Annotated in this window: 12 protein-coding genes and 3 pseudogenes; 6 read left to right on the top strand and 9 right to left on the bottom strand. The window is 76.3% G+C overall.

Going from position 1 to position 15,898, the window contains the following annotated elements; all coding sequences use genetic code 11:
* Positions 1 to 25 precede the first annotated feature (25 nt).
* The 4 genes from Q0848_RS15670 to Q0848_RS15655 all read right to left on the bottom strand — a co-directional run bounded on the left by Q0848_RS15670 (position 26) and on the right by Q0848_RS15655 (position 5,765).
* Positions 26 to 1,432: an MFS transporter gene (locus tag Q0848_RS15670; RefSeq protein WP_299039209.1), complete on the bottom strand. Its 1,407-nt coding sequence runs from the start codon at positions 1,430 to 1,432 to the stop codon at positions 26 to 28.
* Entirely contained in the window at positions 1,429 to 2,268 is an 840-nt protein-coding gene (locus Q0848_RS15665; RefSeq protein WP_299039207.1) for a glycerophosphodiester phosphodiesterase family protein, read from the bottom strand. Before Q0848_RS15665 ends, Q0848_RS15670 begins: the two co-directional genes overlap by 4 nt.
* A complete protein-coding gene (locus Q0848_RS15660; RefSeq protein ID WP_299039205.1) occupies positions 2,265 to 3,698 on the bottom strand; it encodes a D-alanyl-D-alanine carboxypeptidase family protein in 1,434 nt (477 codons plus the stop codon). The genes Q0848_RS15665 and Q0848_RS15660 overlap by 4 nt, the downstream gene beginning before the upstream one ends.
* A 225-nt stretch (positions 3,699 to 3,923) precedes the next feature.
* Positions 3,924 to 5,765 carry a long-chain fatty acid--CoA ligase gene (locus Q0848_RS15655; protein WP_299039203.1) on the bottom strand — a complete coding sequence of 614 codons (1,842 nt, stop codon included), beginning with the start codon at positions 5,763 to 5,765 and terminating at the stop codon, positions 3,924 to 3,926.
* Positions 5,766 to 5,892: 127 nt separating this feature from the next.
* Here Q0848_RS15655 and Q0848_RS15650 point away from each other — a divergent pair, with 127 nt between their 5' ends.
* On the top strand, positions 5,893 to 7,260 hold the full coding sequence (locus Q0848_RS15650) for an AI-2E family transporter (RefSeq protein WP_299039201.1): 1,368 nt from the start codon (positions 5,893 to 5,895) through the stop codon (positions 7,258 to 7,260).
* 131 nt (positions 7,261 to 7,391) lie between these two features.
* Here Q0848_RS15650 and Q0848_RS15645 read toward each other — a convergent pair whose 3' ends face one another.
* Positions 7,392 to 8,369: an MSMEG_6728 family protein gene (locus tag Q0848_RS15645; RefSeq protein WP_299039199.1), complete on the bottom strand. Its 978-nt coding sequence runs from the start codon at positions 8,367 to 8,369 to the stop codon at positions 7,392 to 7,394.
* 137 nt (positions 8,370 to 8,506) lie between these two features.
* On the opposite strand from Q0848_RS15645, the gene Q0848_RS15640 reads away from it, so the two are divergent.
* Both Q0848_RS15640 and Q0848_RS15635 read left to right on the top strand, forming a co-directional pair.
* The gene (locus Q0848_RS15640) at positions 8,507 to 10,366 is read left to right on the top strand and encodes a metallophosphoesterase (protein ID WP_299039197.1); all 1,860 of its coding nucleotides are present in this window, start codon (positions 8,507 to 8,509) and stop codon (positions 10,364 to 10,366) included.
* Positions 10,367 to 10,467: 101 nt separating this feature from the next.
* The gene (locus tag Q0848_RS15635) at positions 10,468 to 11,364 is read left to right on the top strand and encodes a sulfurtransferase (RefSeq protein ID WP_299039195.1); all 897 of its coding nucleotides are present in this window, start codon (positions 10,468 to 10,470) and stop codon (positions 11,362 to 11,364) included.
* 61 nt (positions 11,365 to 11,425) lie between these two features.
* Here the strand turns inward: Q0848_RS15635 and panD are convergent, their stop codons facing one another.
* Positions 11,426 to 11,872, bottom strand: coding sequence for an aspartate 1-decarboxylase (gene panD / locus Q0848_RS15630; RefSeq protein WP_299039193.1), 447 nt, complete (start codon positions 11,870 to 11,872; stop codon positions 11,426 to 11,428).
* Positions 11,873 to 12,080: 208 nt separating this feature from the next.
* Between panD and Q0848_RS15625 the strand changes: the two genes are divergently transcribed.
* The 3 genes from Q0848_RS15625 to Q0848_RS15615 all read left to right on the top strand — a co-directional run bounded on the left by Q0848_RS15625 (position 12,081) and on the right by Q0848_RS15615 (position 14,774).
* Positions 12,081 to 12,782, top strand: coding sequence for a VOC family protein (locus tag Q0848_RS15625; protein WP_299039191.1), 702 nt, complete (start codon positions 12,081 to 12,083; stop codon positions 12,780 to 12,782).
* Between the two features lie 103 nt (positions 12,783 to 12,885).
* Entirely contained in the window at positions 12,886 to 13,908 is a 1,023-nt protein-coding gene (locus tag Q0848_RS15620) for an AAA family ATPase (protein ID WP_299039189.1), read from the top strand.
* A gap of 245 nt (positions 13,909 to 14,153) precedes the next feature.
* On the top strand, positions 14,154 to 14,774 hold the full coding sequence (locus Q0848_RS15615; protein WP_299039187.1) for a recombinase family protein: 621 nt from the start codon (positions 14,154 to 14,156) through the stop codon (positions 14,772 to 14,774).
* A gap of 58 nt (positions 14,775 to 14,832) precedes the next feature.
* Here Q0848_RS15615 and Q0848_RS15610 read toward each other — a convergent pair.
* The 3 pseudogenes from Q0848_RS15610 to Q0848_RS19075 form a co-directional block, all read right to left on the bottom strand.
* Positions 14,833 to 15,294, bottom strand: a pseudogene (locus Q0848_RS15610) (HoxN/HupN/NixA family nickel/cobalt transporter); the annotation flags it as partial.
* Positions 15,295 to 15,367: 73 nt separating this feature from the next.
* Positions 15,368 to 15,529: pseudogene (locus Q0848_RS19080) on the bottom strand (HoxN/HupN/NixA family nickel/cobalt transporter); the annotation flags it as partial.
* Between the two features lie 62 nt (positions 15,530 to 15,591).
* Positions 15,592 to 15,858, bottom strand: a pseudogene (locus tag Q0848_RS19075) (HoxN/HupN/NixA family nickel/cobalt transporter); the annotation flags it as partial.
* Positions 15,859 to 15,898 lie beyond the last annotated feature (40 nt).

The raw sequence follows: 15,898 nt of genomic DNA, 5'->3' as shown, positions 1-15,898 counted from the left end.
CTGCCGGTCGCCGGCGCTGTGCCGCTCAGACGCGCTGCGGCTGGGGGCGCCCCGCGTCGGCGATGCCGCGCCGCACGTCCACCCGCAGCAGCAGCAGCCCGCCGAGGACGAAGAAGACGACCAGCGACGCGACGGCCGGGCGGTAGGAGCCGGTCAGCTGGTAGACGAGCCCGAAGACGAGCGTCCCGATCCACGACGTCCCGCGCTCGGCCGCCTGGTAGAGGCTGAAGTACTGCGCCTCGCGCCCCACGGGCACGAGCTGGCTGTACAGGGAGCGGGAGATGGCCTGCGTCCCGCCCAGGACCAGCCCGATGGCGACGGACAGCCCGAGGAAGAGGCCGAAGCGACCCGCCGGCAGGAAGAACCCTGCGGCCACCACGCCGGTCCAGGCCACGAGCGACCACAGCACCGTCCGCTGGGCGCCGAAGCGCCCGGCCAGGACGCCGAAGACGAGCGCGCCGACGAAGGCCACCCCCTGGACGAGCAGGATGGCGGTGATGAGCTGCGCCTGCGCGAGGCCGAGCTCGACCGTCCCGAAGAGGCTCGCGGCGTAGATCACCGTCTGGACGCCGTCGTTGTAGAGCAGGAAGGCGGCCAGCAGCAGCAGGGTCATGGGGTGGGCGCGGGCGTGGCGCAGCGTGCGCACGAGCTCGCCGAAGGTGCCGGACACCGCGCCGCCGCGCGGTGCGCGCGGCTCCCCGTCGGGTGGGACGGGCAGCGGCCGGTCCTTCAGCCCCAGGACCGGCACCAGGCTGAAGACCCCCCACCACAGGCCGGCGGACAGCAGGCTGACGCGGACGGCCTCGGCCTCGGTGAGGCCGAGCGCGTCGTGCCCGGAGACGACGCCGAGGTTGGCGGCCAGCAGCAGGAAGCCGCCGAGGTAGCCCATCGCCCACCCGCGGCTGGAGACGGCGTCGCGCTCGTCCGGGCCGGCGAGGTCGAGCAGCAGGGCGTTGTAGACGACGAGCGAGGCTCCCAGCGAGGCGCCGGCCACCACCTGGAGCAGGACGCCGAGCTGCCAGTCCGTCCCCGTGACCGCGGCCATCGCCGCGGCGGCGGACGCGCCGACGAGCGCGAAGGCGCCGAGCAGCAGCCGCTTGCGCACCACCCGGTCGCACAGCGCCCCCACGAGGGGGAGCAGGAGCGCGCTCAGGGCCGTGGAGACCGTCGTCGTGTACAGCGCCAGCGAGCCCGGGGCCACGGGCACGCCCAGCACCGACAGCGTGGTCCCGCAGACCTCCCCGTCGGCGAGCCCCGGGCAGGCCGCCGCGGTGGCGACGGCCGTCAGGTAGGGCGCGAAGAGCACCGTGCCGGTCGTCGTGACGTACGCCGAGTTGGCCCAGTCGTAGACGTACCAGGCGCGGCGCTCGCGCCGGAGCTCGGGCGAGGGCCCGGGCGACGCCTCCGCGAGCCCCGTGGCGGAGCGGCTCACGCCGGCGCCACCGGTCCGCGGCGGCCCGCCGCCCGCGCGTCCAGCACGCGCCGGAGCAGGTCGGTGCGGTCGGTCACGAGCCCGTCGACGCCGGCGTCCAGCAGCCGGTGCATCGTCGGGACGTCGTCCACGGTCCACACGTGGACCAGCCGTCCGGCCTCGTGGACGGCGCGCACGAACGCGTCGGTGGCCACGTCCTCGGGCACCTGGAGCACGTCCACGCCGGCCAGGGCGCGGGCGACCGCACGCCGCCGAGCCGTCGCCGGGACGGGGGCGCGCACGGCCGCGACGACGGCCGCGACCAGGGGGGCGCCGGCCGAGGTGGCGGTGCCGGTCGGCAGCGCCCGCACGACCGCCCGGCGCCGGCGCTCGGAGAAGCTCGCGACGACGACGCGCTCCCACGCACCGGTGCCGCGCAGCAGCGCGACGAGCGGGCGGACGGCGCCGGGCGCCTTCACGTCGATGTTCAGGACGGCGTCGGGGAACGCCTCGAGCACCTCCGCGAGGCGCGGGACCGGCTCCCGGCCCCCGATCCGCGCGCGCGAGACCACCGACCAGGGGGTGCGCGCGAGCTCGCCCTCGCCGTCCGTCGTGCGGTCGAGCCGGTCGTCGTGGAAGGCCACGAGGACGCCGTCGGACGTCGTGTGCACGTCGGTCTCCAGGACGTCGGCGCCCAGCTCCAGCGCGGCCGCGAAGGCCGCGAGGGTGTTCTCCAGGCCGTCGCGCGAGAAGCCCCGGTGCGCCAGGAGCAGCGGCCGCGGGCCCGTCAGGGCGAGCGGCCGGGGTCGCCCGTCGCCCGCTGCGCCGACGGGCGCGCTCGGGGGCCCTGCCGTCACGCGGCGCCCGACCCGCCGGCGGACTCCGCGTACTCGAAGTGCCAGGCCTCGGGCTTGGAGCCGCCCTCGTCCGCCCACGAGGGGTGGAACCAGCCGAACAGCGGGGCGCGCTGGACGACCCACTCGTGCTGGACGCTGCCGAAGTCCTCCACACCGCCGCACAGGTCCACCGCGCGACCGAGGCCGTGGCGGCTCGTGCCGGGCACGGCGGCCAGCTCCGGCTTGCTCGCGCGCACCGCGATCTGGCCCGCCAGCGAGCGGTAGGAGTCCGTGACGCACAGGGGCGTGCCGAAGGTCACCTCGTAGGAGCGGCTCATGGCGTCGAAGGAGCGCGCCGCGTCGGCCCGCAGCAGGTGGCCCGCTGCGGTCTCGAGCGGGCAGAGGGCCGCGACGGGGATCTGCCCGTTCGGGTAGCCGCTGACGTCGCTGGACGCGCAGCCGCCGGCGCCGGCGGGCAGGTCCACGGCGCCGACCACGGGCTCGACCTCGGCGGCGGCGGCCGCGAGGTCGGCCGCCGCCCGGGCTGCGTCGACGGCCACGCCCAGCTGCTCGCGCGCGGCGGCGAGCTCGGCGTCCACCGCGGCCGCGAGCTCGCGCTGCTCGGCCAGGGCGGACTCGGCGGCGGCGGCCTCGACGTCGGCGCGCTGCTGGGCGAGCACCGCCTCCTCCTCGGCGGCGGCCGCCCGCGCGAGCGCCTGCGCGGCGACGTGCTCGGCGTCCAGGGCCCCGCGGACGGCGCCGGTGCGCTGGCGGCCCACCGCCGCCAGCAGGCTGAGCTGGGACCCGACCTGGTCGGTGGTGGCGCTGCCCAGCAGCGCGGAGGCCACGGGCATCCCGCCCCGCGCGTCCTCGCCGCCGCGGTAGGCCGAGCTCGCCCAGCGTCCGACGGCGCTGCGGCCCTGGGCCACCGCCGTGGCCGCCGTGGCGGCGAGCTCCTCCTGGTGCGCCCGCTCGGCCACGGCCACGTCGTGCCGGGCGCGGGCGGCGTCCCGCGCCTCCAGCGCGACGGCGGCACGGGCGGAGACCTCCGCCAGCCGCGCCGAGGCCTCCGCGGAGGCCGCGACAGCCGCCTCGTAGGCGGCGACGAGCGCGGGGTCGGGCGCCGGTGCCGTGGGCGGCGTGCCGACGTCGGGGGCGTCGTCCCCGGACGCCGCCGCCGGCTCCTCCGGCGCGGCGCCCGCGGGAGCCTCGGTCGGGGCGGTCGCGGGAGCCTCGGTCGGGGCGTCGGTCGAGCTGCTCGTCGGGCCGTCGTCGGTCGGGCTGCTCGTCGGGGCCGGCGCGGGCGCCGCCGCCGCGGCGCTCTCGGCGGCGACGGCGGTGCTGGCGGCCGCCGGCAGCGCGAGGCCTCCGCACAGCGCAGCGGCACCGGCCGCGGCGGTGAGCGCCGCGATCGGGGACCTCGCGCGTCCGGGGCCTCCGGAGCGGCCCACCGGACGGCTCCCCGGGGTCGCCGTCGTCGTCCGCCGCGTCCTCGCCCTGCCCGCCACCAGCTGCTCCTCGTCTCGCCCGCTGCCCCGATCCTCTCCCGGCATCGGCAGCGGCGTCCCGGGACTGGAGCAACCCGTCGGCCGCTCCGGTTCCCCCGTCCGGCCCAGCACAGCGCAGCGCGGTGTCCGCGGGGTGTCCGGAGCCCGACGGGGGAGGGGCGCCGGGGCCTACCGACGGGAGCGGTACAGCGCCTCGAGCTCGTCGGCGAACTGCTCGAGGACGACGCCGCGCTTGACCTTCATGCTCGGGGTCAGCTGACCGCCCTCCTCGGTGAGGTCCACCGGCAGCACGCGGATCCGGCGGATCCCCTCGGCGGAGGAGACGGTCGAGTTCGCGGCGTCGACGGCCCGCCGCAGCTCGGCGAGCAGGTCGGGGTCCTCGACCAGCTCGGCCACGGGCGCGGGCTCCCGGCCCGCCTGCTGCAGCCAGGCGGCGACCGCCTCCTCGTCGAGGGTGACCAGGGCACCGATGCTGCTGCGCCCGTCGCCGACGACGACCGCCTGGCTCACCAGCGGGTGCGCGCGGAGGCTGTCCTCCAGGGGGCCCGGGGAGACGTTCTTGCCCGAGGACGTCACGAGGATGTCCTTGGACCGGCCCGTGATGGTCAGGTAGCCGTCCGCGTCCACCGAGCCGAGGTCACCGGTGGCGAACCACCCGTCGGCGTCGAGCGCCTCCGCGGTCGCCCCGGCGTTGCCCAGGTACTCCCGGAAGACGTGGCCGCCGCGGACCAGCACCTCGCCCGCCTCGGAGATCCTCAGGTCCGTCCCGGGCAGGGCCCGGCCGACGGAGCCCACCCGCTGCTGGCTGGGGGTGTTCACCGTGGTGGCCGCCGTGGTCTCCGTGAGGCCGTAGCCCTCCAGGATGGTCAGGCCGATCCCGCGGTAGAAGTGGCCGAGGCGCTCCCCGAGGGGGGCGCCGCCGGAGACCGCCCACTCCGCCTTCCCCCCGAGGGCCGCGCGCAGCTTGCCGTAGACGAGGCGGTCGAACAGGGCGTGCTGCGCCCGCAGGAGGAGCCCCGGGCCGCCGGTGTCCTGCGCCCGGCTCCAGGCGGTGGCCACGTCCGAGGCGCGCTGGAAGATCCCGCCCTTGCCCTCCGTCGTCGCCCGGCGACGCGCGGTCTCGTAGACCCGCTCGAAGACCCGCGGCACGGCGAGGACGAAGGTGGGCTGGAAGGTCGGCAGGTCGCGGGTGATGCGGGCGACGTCGCTGTGGCCCACCCGCACCCGCGCCATGAGCACCGCGATCTCGATCATGCGGCCGAAGACGTGCGCCAGCGGCAGGAACAGCAGGGTCGAGGACCGCGGGTCGGTGAAGAGCTCGGGCAGGAGCTCGACCGCGGTGCCGCACTCGACGAGGAAGTTGCCGTGCGTGAGCACGCAGCCCTTCGGGCGCCCCGTCGTGCCGGAGGTGTAGATGATCGTGGCGACGTCCTCGCGCGTGAGCGCCTCCCGGCGGCGCGCGAGCTCGGCGCGGCCCTGCGCGGCCCCCTCCGTCCCCGACGCCACGAGGTCGCCGAGCGTCGGCAGGACACCGGTCGCGCCGCCGTCCAGCACCCAGGACGTCTGCAGCGCGGGGAGGTCGCCAGCGACCTGCGCGAGCGTCTTGGCGTGGCTCGGCGTCTCCACGAAGCACGCCACAGCCCCGGAGTCCTCGAGGATCCAGCGCAGCTGGTCGGCCGCGCTCGTCTCGTAGACGGGGACGACGACGGCGCCGGCCGCCCAGACCGCCGCGTCGACGAGCGTCCACTCGTAGCGGGTGCGCGCCATCAGCCCGACCCTGTCCCCGGGTGCGATGCCCGCGGCGAGGAGCCCGAGGGCGACCTCCTCCACCTCCTCGCGGAAGCGCTGGGCGGTGACCCCCTGCCAGCCGCCCCCGGCCCGGCGGGCCAGGACCTCGCGGTCCGGCTCCTCCTCGGCCGCGCGCACGACGACGTCGGCGAGGCTCGAGGGCGGGTCGACCTGCCACCACCAGACCTGTGCCGCGGCGGTCGAGGGCTGCGCTGGGCTCATGGCCGCAGCGTAGGAGATCAGCCGCTGCCGCTGCCCCTCCCGGCGCCTGCGGTCGCCGGGACCCGCCGGGAGCCCCAGAGTGGGTCATCGCACCGGCGACCGGCCGCTGCGGTGAGGAGACCCCCGGATGTCCCTGATCCAACGCCTGCGCGGCGCCCCTGACGGCGCGCAGGGCGCGCAGCCCCCCTCCCGGGGCGCGTCCCCCGCGCCCCGCAGGCAGCCCGCGGGAGGCGGCCGTCCCCGCGACGACGACGCGGTCGACGCGGTCGTCGAGATGCGCCCGTCCAAGGCGCACCCCAAGGGCCGCTTCGGCCGGCTCGAGCACGCCATGACGGCGATCGCCCTGTGGGTGCTGCGGGTGCTGGTGGTCGTCGCCGGGCTGGTGGGGGTCGTCTGGCTGCTGGGGCAGCTGTGGACGGTCGTCCTGCCGGTCGTCCTGGCGCTGATCCTGTCCACGGTGCTCTGGCCGGCGACGCGGCTGCTCCGCCGCGTCATGCCGGGGGCGCTCGCCGCCGCTCTCAGCCTGATCGTCTTCCTGGGCGCCATCGTCGGGATCTTCTCCTTCCTCATCCCGCGGGTCATCTCCCAGGCGTCCGGGCTCTCCGACCAGATCGTCGCGGGCTTCGAGGACGTGCAGCGGACCTTCCAGGGCGGCGTCTTCGGCATCTCCGGCGACCAGATCAACACCTGGGTGGACCAGGGCATCGAGCGCGTGCAGCAGAACGCCCAGCAGATCGCCGGCTCCGTGGGCGGCGGGCTGCTGACCGGCCTCGCGAGCGTCGGCTCTGCCCTGATCACCCTGCTGCTGGTCCTCGTCCTGACCTTCTTCTTCCTCAAGGACGGGCCCAAGTTCCTCCCGTGGCTGCACCTGTGGAGCGGGAGCAAGGTCGCCGACCACGCCGACGAGCTGCTGGGCCGGGTGTGGCGGACCCTCGGGGGCTACATCGGGTCCCAGGCGGCCGTCGCGCTGGTCGACGCCATCTTCATCGGCATCGGCCTGCTGATCATCGGCGTGCCCTTCGCCTTCCCGCTCGCCGTGCTCGTCTTCTTCGGTGGCTTCATCCCGATCGTCGGTGCGGTCGCCACCGGCGCCCTGGCCGCCTTCGTCGCGCTCTTCACGGGCGGCGTCACGGACGCGCTCCTGACCGTCGCGCTCGTGCTCCTCGTCCAGCAGATCGAGAGCAACGTGCTCCAGCCGATCCTCGTGGGCAAGGCCCTGGCCCTGCACCCGGCGGTCGTCATCGCCGCCGTGACGCTCGGCGGGACGCTCGCGGGCATCGTCGGCGCCTTCCTGGCCGTCCCGATCGCCGCCGTGGGCACGGTGATCCTGCGCTACATCCGCGAGTCCGTCCTGGGCGAGCACCCGACGTCCGACGAGGGCGAGGGCGACGGCAGCGCCGTGCTGAGCCACGACGACGCGAAGGAGATCGAGCACCTCGCCTCCGAGGGCGAGGACACCACGAAGGCCGTGGACGCCCCCGGGCCCGCGCGCTGACCGACACCTCCGCACCACGACGACGCGGACCGGCCCCGTCGGGGTCCGGTCCGCTTCGTCGTCCCCGGTCCGGGCAGCCCTCCGGGCGCACCACCGGGCTCAGGCACGGACGCGCTCAGACGTGGAGGGCCTCAGGCGTCGACGCGGATGCCGAAGAGCCGCCGCGGGTCCTGCAGCGCCGCGGGCGGCAGGGCCGCCCCCCGGGGGAGGCGACCGCCCCAGCGGACGGCTCGGCGGTGGGGTGCGGGAGCCCCGCGGCGGGGGACGAACGCGTACTCGCCCACCACCTCGCCCACGAGCAGCGCCTGCTCGCCCTCGATGGGCAGGCCCACCTCGTCGCCCACCGCGACGTCGCGGACCAGGGACTCCAGCTGCCGCAGCTCCTTGCCGGGGCGGCGCTCGGGGTGCAGGCGCTTGAGCAGTGCGCGCAGGTCCGGCTCCTCGACAGGGGGCGGGTCACCGCCCTTGGCGGCCGCCCGGGCGAGCGCGGCCTCCTCGGCGGCGCGCCGGGTCTCGGCGAGGCCCTCGACGACGTCGGCGTCGACGCCCGAGCTCGTCGACAGGCCGATGATCCCGTCGGTCAGGAAGGCGGCGAGCGTCTCGGCGTCGCCGGGCCGCACCACCCACAGCGGACGCCCGCGCGCCGGCGCTGGGGGACCGAAGGGCGGCGGCTCCGGCCAGGCGTACGGCAGGTCGTCGGGCTCGTCGCCGAAGGCGGGGCGGTAGGCGTCGGGGTCCTTGCGCAGCAGCGCGGAGCGGTGGCTCCGGTGCACCGCCTCGTCACCCAGCCAGCGCGGCAGCAGGCCGGCGGCGGCCAGCTCCTCCTGCGGGCGCCCTACGACGTCCGGGGCGAACTCGCCGATGAGGTCGGCCGTGCCGTCGGCGTGCCCGCGCTCGCGCCAGGCGTCGACGCACGCGAGCCCGTAGCTCACGAGGGCGGGGGTGCAGCCGCGCCACATGAGCACGGCCGGGTGGTTGGCCCAGCCGTAGTCGGGCAGCTCGAGCGCCCGCAGGATCTGGAGCGTCTCCACCCGCTGCTTGCCCAGCCGGGGGGAGTCGAGCACCTGCGCGCTGCGGGCGAAGCTGGCGTAGGGGAGGAACGTCTGCACGGGCCCATCCTGGCGCGGGGGCCCGGGGCTCCCGGCGGCGGGCACCGGCCCGGGCGGCCCCGGCCCGCCGCCGGCTCGTCGCGCCGCCGTCGCCGCCGCGTCGCCGTGGCGTCGCCCGCCGTCGCTGTGATGGGGCCATGGAGCCCGCGCGCCCGACGTCCCCCGACCGCCGGCCCAGCCGGCGCACCGTGATCGGCAGCGCGGCCACCGGGGTCGCCGCCGTCGCCGCCGGGTCGGCCCCGGCGGCCGCAGCGCCCCGGGTGCGGCCGGCGCTGCGCGGGCCGCTCACCCTCGACGGCCCGCCGCTGCTCGGCGGGCCCTACCTCCTCGACGCGGGCGCTGCGGGGCCGGCCGTGCTCTGGCACACCGAGGAGGACGTCGCCGCCTCCGCCGTCGTCCTCGGCGAGGCGCTGGCGGACCTGCCGCTGGAGGAGGTCGCGGCGGCCGCCGTGGGCGCGCGCTCGCTGGGCCGCGGGTGGCAGCGCGTGCGCGCCACGACGAGCACCCTGTCGCGCACCCGGGAGGACGCCGCCTCGCGCGTCCCCGGTCGCCAGTGGGAGGCGATGGCGCGCCGCCTCGTCGTCCAGCACGAGGCGCGGGTCCCCGGGCGGCTGCCGACCGACCGCCGCACCCCCTACCGGGTCGTCTCGGTGCTGCCCGACGGCCGCGCCACGGTCGGCGACCTGCACACCCTCGCCCCGATCCGCCGCTCCGGCGCCGTGCGGCTGCTCCTGACGAGCGACCACCAGCTCAAGACGATGACGCCCGCGAACCTGGAGAAGGTCGCCGAGACCGTGGGCGTCGAGCTCGACGGCGTGATGGTGGCGGGCGACCTCGTCAACGTGCCCGACCGCGCGAGCGAGTGGTTCGACGACGCGAGCGGCCTGGCGTTCTTCGCCGGCCTCACCGGTCGGGGGCACCAGGAGATCGCCGGGCGCACGTACACCGGCGCGCCCCTCGTGCAGCACGCGCCGCTGTACCCCGCGATCGGCAACCACGAGGTGATGGGCCGCGACCGCGAGCCCACGCTCGGCGGGCAGTTCAACGACCCGCACCCGCGCTGGGTCGCCGAGCAGCGCTGGGCCGCGGGGGAGGGCAGCGGCGAGCGCGAGCAGTGGCTCGAGGACCACTCCTGGAGCACCACCACCTACGAGGAGCTCTTCCCCGTGCCCGCCAGCCGCAGCGGCGGCCCGCGCTGGTGGTCGCGCACGATCGGCGACGTCTTCGTCGTCGCGCTGTTCGCCACGCAGATCTGGCGCTCCAAGAGCACGGCGCCGAACGTCCGCGGCACCTTCTCCGAGGCGGCGGACGACCTCGGCGACCCGCTGGAGTGGGGCTACGGGCAGCACATCTTCGAGCGCGTGGACCGGGGCTCCGAGCAGTACCGGTGGCTCGAGGCCGAGCTCGCCTCTCCGGCGGCGCGCCGGGCCCGCTACCGCGTCGTCATGTACCACCACCCGGCGCACGGCCTGGGGGACAACAGCGCCCCGCCGTTCACCGACCCGGTGCAGCGCGTCGAGCGCGACGCCGACGGCGCCGTCACGGCGGTCACCTACGACTACCCGCTCGAGGACGACCACGTCCTGCGCGACCTCGAGCCGCTGTTCTCCGCCCACGACGTCCACCTCGTGCACAACGGGCACAGCCACCTGTGGAACCGCTTCGTCGGCCCCACCGGCACCAACTGGCTGGAGACCTCGAACGTCGGCAACTCCTACGGCGCCTACGACGAGAGCTCGGGGCGCTCGCGGGCGCTGCCGCCGGACGAGGACCACGTGCTCCAGGGCGACCCGGGGGGCCTGGAGCCCGTGGTCCCGACCGTGGCGCCGCTGGCGGGGCCGGACGGCTCGCCGCTGCCGTACGTGTCGAGCAACGACATCACCGCCTTCTCGGTGCTCGACTCGGCGGACGGCGTGGTGCGCTCCTACCGCTTCGACACCCGCGAGCCCGACGGCCCGGTCGTGCTCTTCGACGAGATGCCGCTCGCCCCGCGCTGACCGTCCGTCGCTCTTCGACGGCCGAAGTGGTGGCGCCACGACTCGCTGGGGGCCGTCCTCGGGCGGCCCGCCTGCTGCCGGCACCGCCGTACGGTCGCCCCGTGGACCTGACGCCCTCCGACGCCGTGCGCGCCGCCCACCTCGTCGAGCCCGTCGCGCTGGCTGCGCTGCTGGCCGGGGACGCGCCCCCGGTGGTGCTCGACGTCCGCTGGGCGCTCGGGCGACCCGACGGGCGCGCCGCCCACCGCGAGGCCCGCGTGCCCGGCTCGGTCTACGTCGACCTCGAGACCGAGCTCGCCGGTCACGGGACTCCGACCGACGGGCGGCACCCGCTGCCCCAGGTCGCCGACCTGCAGGCCGCGGCGCGGCGGTGGGGCGTGCGGCGGGGGAGCGCCGTCGTGGTCCTCGACGACGTCGCGGGGCTGTCGGCCGCCCGGGCCTGGTGGCTCCTGCGCTGGGCGGGCCTGACCGACGTCCGGGTGCTCGACGGCGGGCTCGCGGCGTGGCGGGCGGCCGGTCTGCCGCTCGCGGCGGGCGAGCCCGAGCCGCCCGCGCCCGGCGACGTCGTCCTCAGCGCTGGCCGGCTGCCGGTCGTGGACGCCGACGGCGCCGCCGCGCTCGCGGGGGGCGGGCGCCTGCTCGACGCGAGGGCGGGGGAGCGCTACCGCGGCGAGGTCGAGCCGGTCGACCCCCGGGCCGGGCACGTCCCCGGGTCGGTGAGCGCACCGACGGCGGAGAGCCTCGACGCCGACGGGCGCCTGCTCCGGACCGCTGCCCTCGAGGACCGCTTCGCCGCACTGGGCGTGGGCGCGGGGGAGGAGGTCGGCGTCTCGTGCGGCTCTGGGGTCACCGCTGCGCACCTGGCGCTGGCGCTCGTCCTGGCGGGACGGCGCCCGGTGCTCTACCCGGGCTCGTGGTCGGCGTGGTCGAGCGACCCGGCGCGGCCGGTCGCCGTCGGCGCGGACCCGTGGGGGAGCGAGCCCTCCACGGGCTCCTAGCCGACGGGGTGGTCTGCCGGTCTGCTCTGCCGGGCCGGGCCGGGCCGGGCCGGGCCGGGGCTCAGGCGGAGGCGCCGGCCAGCGCGCCCGGCGGGCGCTGCATGGGCGGCACGTCGTGGCCGGGGACGTCGGGCACCGGCTCGGAGAGGTCGGCGCCCACGGCCACCTGACGGTTGGCGGCGTCGACGTGGACGACGCGGGGGGAATGGTGCGCCCGCTCTGCCTCGTCGACCTCGACGTAGGACATGATGATCACGAGGTCGCCCGGCGAGACCAGGTGCGCCGCAGCGCCGTTGATGCAGATCTGCCCGTCTCCCGGCTCGCCGAGTATGACGTAGGTGACCAGGCGCGCGCCATTCGTCACGTCGACGACGTGCACCTGCTCGCCCTCGACCAGGTCGGCGGCGGAGGCAAGCTCGGCGTCGATCGTGATGGAGCCGACGTAGTCGAGGTCGGCCTCGGTCACCGTGGCCCGGTGGATCTTCCCGTTCACCAGCGTTCGGAGCATGGGGGGCGGTCCTTCCTGGTGTCGGTGGTCGGCGCGCCTGCGGTCCAGCGCCCGACGAGCCTAACGACGTCGACCCTCGGCTCCTTCCGGAGCGAGCCGGCGCCCGAGGGCGGTCGAGCCTCGTCCACGCGGCGCCGGGGTCTCCTGGGCGCCACCCGCTGAGCCCGGCGTGGTGGCCGGCAACCCCGCCCGCGACCAGGATGGCGACGTGCGCCTGGAGAACGTCGTGCGGGACTCCCGTGACCCCCAGCGGCTCGGACGCTTCTGGGCGGCCGCGCTCGGCGCCGAGCAGATCACCGACGAGCCGGACCTCGTCGAGGCCCGCCTGCAGCTGGGCGGCGCCTCCTTCCTGGACCTGTGCTTCCCCCGCGTCGAGGCCCCGTCCACCTCACCGGCGCGGCTGCATCTGGACGTCGCGGGGGGCGCTCGGCCGGACGAGGTCGTCGCGCGCCTGCTCGCGCTCGGCGCGCGGCGCGCCGACATCGGGCAGGGGCAGGTGCCCTGGGTGGTCCTGGAGGACCCCGAGGGCGGCGCCTTCTGCGTCGTGCCCGGCAGGGGTGGCCGCCGGGGCACCGGCCCGGTCGCCGCGCTGCTGCTGGACAGCGCCGACCCGGCGCGGGATGCCGCGTTCTGGGCCGCGCTCACCGGATGGGTCCCGACGGAGAGCAGCGACGCCGCGGTGAGCCTGCGCCATCCCTCCGGCGAGGGCCCCGTGCTGGAGCTCTGGCGGGAGCCCGAGCCGAAGCGCGGCAAGAACCGCGTCCACCTCGACGTGCGGCGCGAGAGCGGGGACGGCGACGTGGGGGAGCGCCTGCGGCGCCTCGGGGCGACGGCCCTGAGCGCGCCTGGCGAGCACCCGTGGCTGGTCGTCGCCGACCCCTCCGGCAACGAGCTCTGCGTGCTGGGGTGACGGGGCTGCGTTGGTGACGGGGCTGCGGTGGGCGGTGGCCGGCCGCCGACGGCCACCTGGCCGTGGCGAGGCGCGCTCCACCTCGGAGACCTAGGCTCCCGCCATGGCCTCACGCGTGCCGCTCGACGACCTGCGCGCGGCGGCCGGCCGCCTGGGGGAGAAGCTCCCGCGGCCGGGCCTGCGGGGCGTGGACGACCAGGTGAGCGACTTCCTCGGCGGACGGATGCCGCCGGCCCGACCGCTCGCGGTGGTGCAGGCCGAGCTGGACGGGCTCGTCGGGCTGGAGACGGTGAAGGAGCAGGTGCAGGCGCTCGTCGCCTTCCTGCAGGTGCAGGCGCGCCGCAAGGCGCACGGCCTGCCCGAGGTCGCGACGTCCCAGCACCTGGTGTTCTCCGGCAACCCGGGCACGGGCAAGACCACGGTGGCGCGGCTCCTGGCCGAGATGTACCGGGCGGTCGGCCTGCTGCAGAAGGGCCACCTGGTGGAGGTCGACCGGGCCGCGCTGGTCGGGCAGTACGTCGGGGCGACCGCGACCAAGACCGACCGCGTGATCCGCCGGGCGCTCGACGGGGTGCTGTTCATCGACGAGGCCTACTCGCTGGCGCCGGAGGGCGACGGCCGGCTCGACTTCGGGCCCGAGGCGATCGAGGTCCTGCTCAAGCGCATGGAGGACCACCGCCACCGCCTGGTGGTGATCGTGGCCGGCTACCCCCGGCTGATGGAGTCGTTCCTGCTCTCGAACCCCGGTCTGCGCTCGCGGTTCGCCCGCGAGATCACCTTCCCGGACTACTCGACGGACGAGCTCGAAGCGATCTTCGCGAACATCGCGGCTCAGCACGAGTACGCCCTGGAGCCCGCGGCCGAGACGACGCTCCGCGACGTCCTCGGCGGCCTCCGCCCTGGTGAGGAGTCCGGCAACGCGCGCTTCGCCAGGACGCTGTTCGAGCAGTCGCTCAACCGCCAGGCGCTGCGGCTCACGCGAGACCAGAGCCGGGACGTGGAGGCGCTGGACCGCGCCGACGTGAGCACGCTCACCGCGGACGACGTCGCCGAGGCCGCACGCGCGCTGGGTGAAGGTCCTGCGGGCGGTCCCGAGCCCTCGCGCTGGCGACGCTGGTTGGGGTGACGACGAGGACGGCGTCTCGTCAGGGGTGCTGTTGCTGTCGCCGGGGGGCTTGAGTCCCCGCATCACCATGGGCGCGCCACCGGCTGTGAGTTCCCTGGCAGGTCGTCCCACTTCCTTGGAAGCGGGACGGTCCGGCGGCGAGGTGCCCCGGGGCCGCCCGGGAGGCCGTAGGGCGTCCCAAAAGCCAGACCCATAAGACTGTCCCGCATCGGCCGTACGGCGCCAACCTTCGGTACGGTCAAGGCGTGGACATCGGGTACGCGCGGGTCTCGACCGCCAAGCAGGACCTCGAGCGCCAGGTCGAGGCCCTCGTCGAGGCCGGCGTCGCCCGGGAGCGGATCTACCTCGACAAGAAGTCCGGCGCCACCACCGACCGGCCCGGGCTGCGCGCCGCGCTGGCGTACGCCCGGCCTGGCGACGTGATCGTGGTGCACACCTTGGACCGGCTCGGGCGCACCGTGCGGGACACCCTGAACCTGATCCACGAGCTCACCGAGACCGGCGTCGGGGTCCGCAACCTCGCCGACCCGATCCGAGTGGACTCCTCCCGCCCGGAGGACCCGATGGCCCAGCTGGCGGTGGTGCTGCTGGCGCTGTTCGCGCAGATGGAGAGGACGTACACCGTGGAGCGGGCCGCGCACGCCCGCTCGGTCGCCGCGGCCAAGGGCCGCCGGATCGGCCGCCCGACGGTGGTCGACCCCGACAAGCTGGCCTATGCGGTGCACCTGCGCGAGGGCGGCCACACGATGGCTGACATCATCGCCAAGACCGGCATTGCCCGCACCAGCTTGTACCGGCACCTGCCGCCGCGGCCGCCGGAGCAGGTCACCGCCGCGCCGCAGGACTCACCGCTGCAGCGGGAGTGACCACGCGGGGTCTGTCGTCCGAGGGAGTCGCTCGAGGGAGTCGCCCCGGTGTCTTCTTCTAGCTGGACGTAGCCACGCCTGCCGGTCGGGTGGTGAGGCGGTGGGTGAGGACCGCGGCGGTGGTGATGAGGGCGAAGACGGCGACGGTGGTGATGCCGACGGCGGAGGTGTCCAGGGCGCTGAGCCAGTTCAGGAGGGCCCCGGCGGGGTGGTCACCGAGGGCGGGCAGGGTGTCGTGGGTGGCGGTGGCCAGCTGGATGGTGCCGATTCCTAGGGCGAGGGCGACGGACAGGCCGGTGACGACGGCGTTGTAGGTGAGCTTGCGTGCGGGGTCGGTGCCCTGGTGGTGGGCGCGGTCGTAGGCCAGGTGCATGGCGGCGCCGTCGAGGGTGTCGAACAGGCTCATGCCGGCGGCGAACAGGACCGGCAGGACCAGGACGGCGTACCATGGCAGGGTCACGGTGGCGGTCGCAGCCAGGACGAGGAGGGCGACCTCGGTGGCGGTGTCGAAGCCCAGACCCCATGAGCAGCCCGACGCCGTAGGTCTGGCGGGGGGTGCGGATGCGTCGGGTCAGGCGCCGCAGGAGCCGGGCGAGGGCGCCGGGGACCTCCAGGGCCTCAGGTGACTGGTGGGGGTCGAGCTGCCCGGCGCGCACGCGCCGGCGCATCCGCAGGACGGTGACCAGGGCGACGAGGTTGACCAGGCCGATGGCCCACAGGAACAGGCCGGCGGCGGTGGTGCCGAAGGTCGCCAGCCCTTGGTGGGCGGTGGAGTCCTCGCTGGCCAGGGTGGTGCCAGGCCGGTGCCGGCGGCCACGAGCAGGGCCATCGCGAGCACGACGCTGGAGTGGCCCAGGGAGAACCAGAACCCCACCGACAGCGGTCGTGGCCTGCCGGGGGTGTGGGCGGCGTCGGCGGTGAGCTTGCGGGTGGCGCCGTCGATGACGGCGATGTGGTCGGCGTCGAAGGCGTGCCGGACCCCTAGTGCGTAGGCACTCAGCGCCAGGCCCCAGCCGAGGAGCTGGCCGGTGCCCTGCCCGGTGAGTGGGCCGGCGCCCAGGGCGAGGGCGCCGAAGCCGGCCACGTGCAGGGCGGCAACGACGGCCAGCGGCCGGGTCAGGGAG

The organism is uncultured Pseudokineococcus sp. (genome assembly GCF_947495735.1).
Classification (GTDB): Bacteria; Actinomycetota; Actinomycetes; order Actinomycetales; family Quadrisphaeraceae; genus Pseudokineococcus.
The sequence above is the reverse complement of the archived record's forward strand: the minus strand, read 5'-3'. Positions and strand labels throughout refer to the sequence as shown.

Bases quoted from the DNA above. Each gene is read 5' to 3' on its own strand.
- Q0848_RS15620 (WP_299039189.1), top strand. From the start codon at position 12,886: ATGGCCTCACGCGTGCCGCTCGACGACCTGCGCGCGGCGGCCGGCCGC.
- panD (WP_299039193.1), bottom strand. From the start codon at position 11,872: ATGCTCCGAACGCTGGTGAACGGGAAGATCCACCGGGCCACGGTGACC.
- Q0848_RS15655 (WP_299039203.1), bottom strand. From the start codon at position 5,765: ATGAGCCCAGCGCAGCCCTCGACCGCCGCGGCACAGGTCTGGTGGTGG.
- Q0848_RS15650 (WP_299039201.1), top strand. From the start codon at position 5,893: ATGTCCCTGATCCAACGCCTGCGCGGCGCCCCTGACGGCGCGCAGGGC.
- Q0848_RS15640 (WP_299039197.1), top strand. From the start codon at position 8,507: ATGGAGCCCGCGCGCCCGACGTCCCCCGACCGCCGGCCCAGCCGGCGC.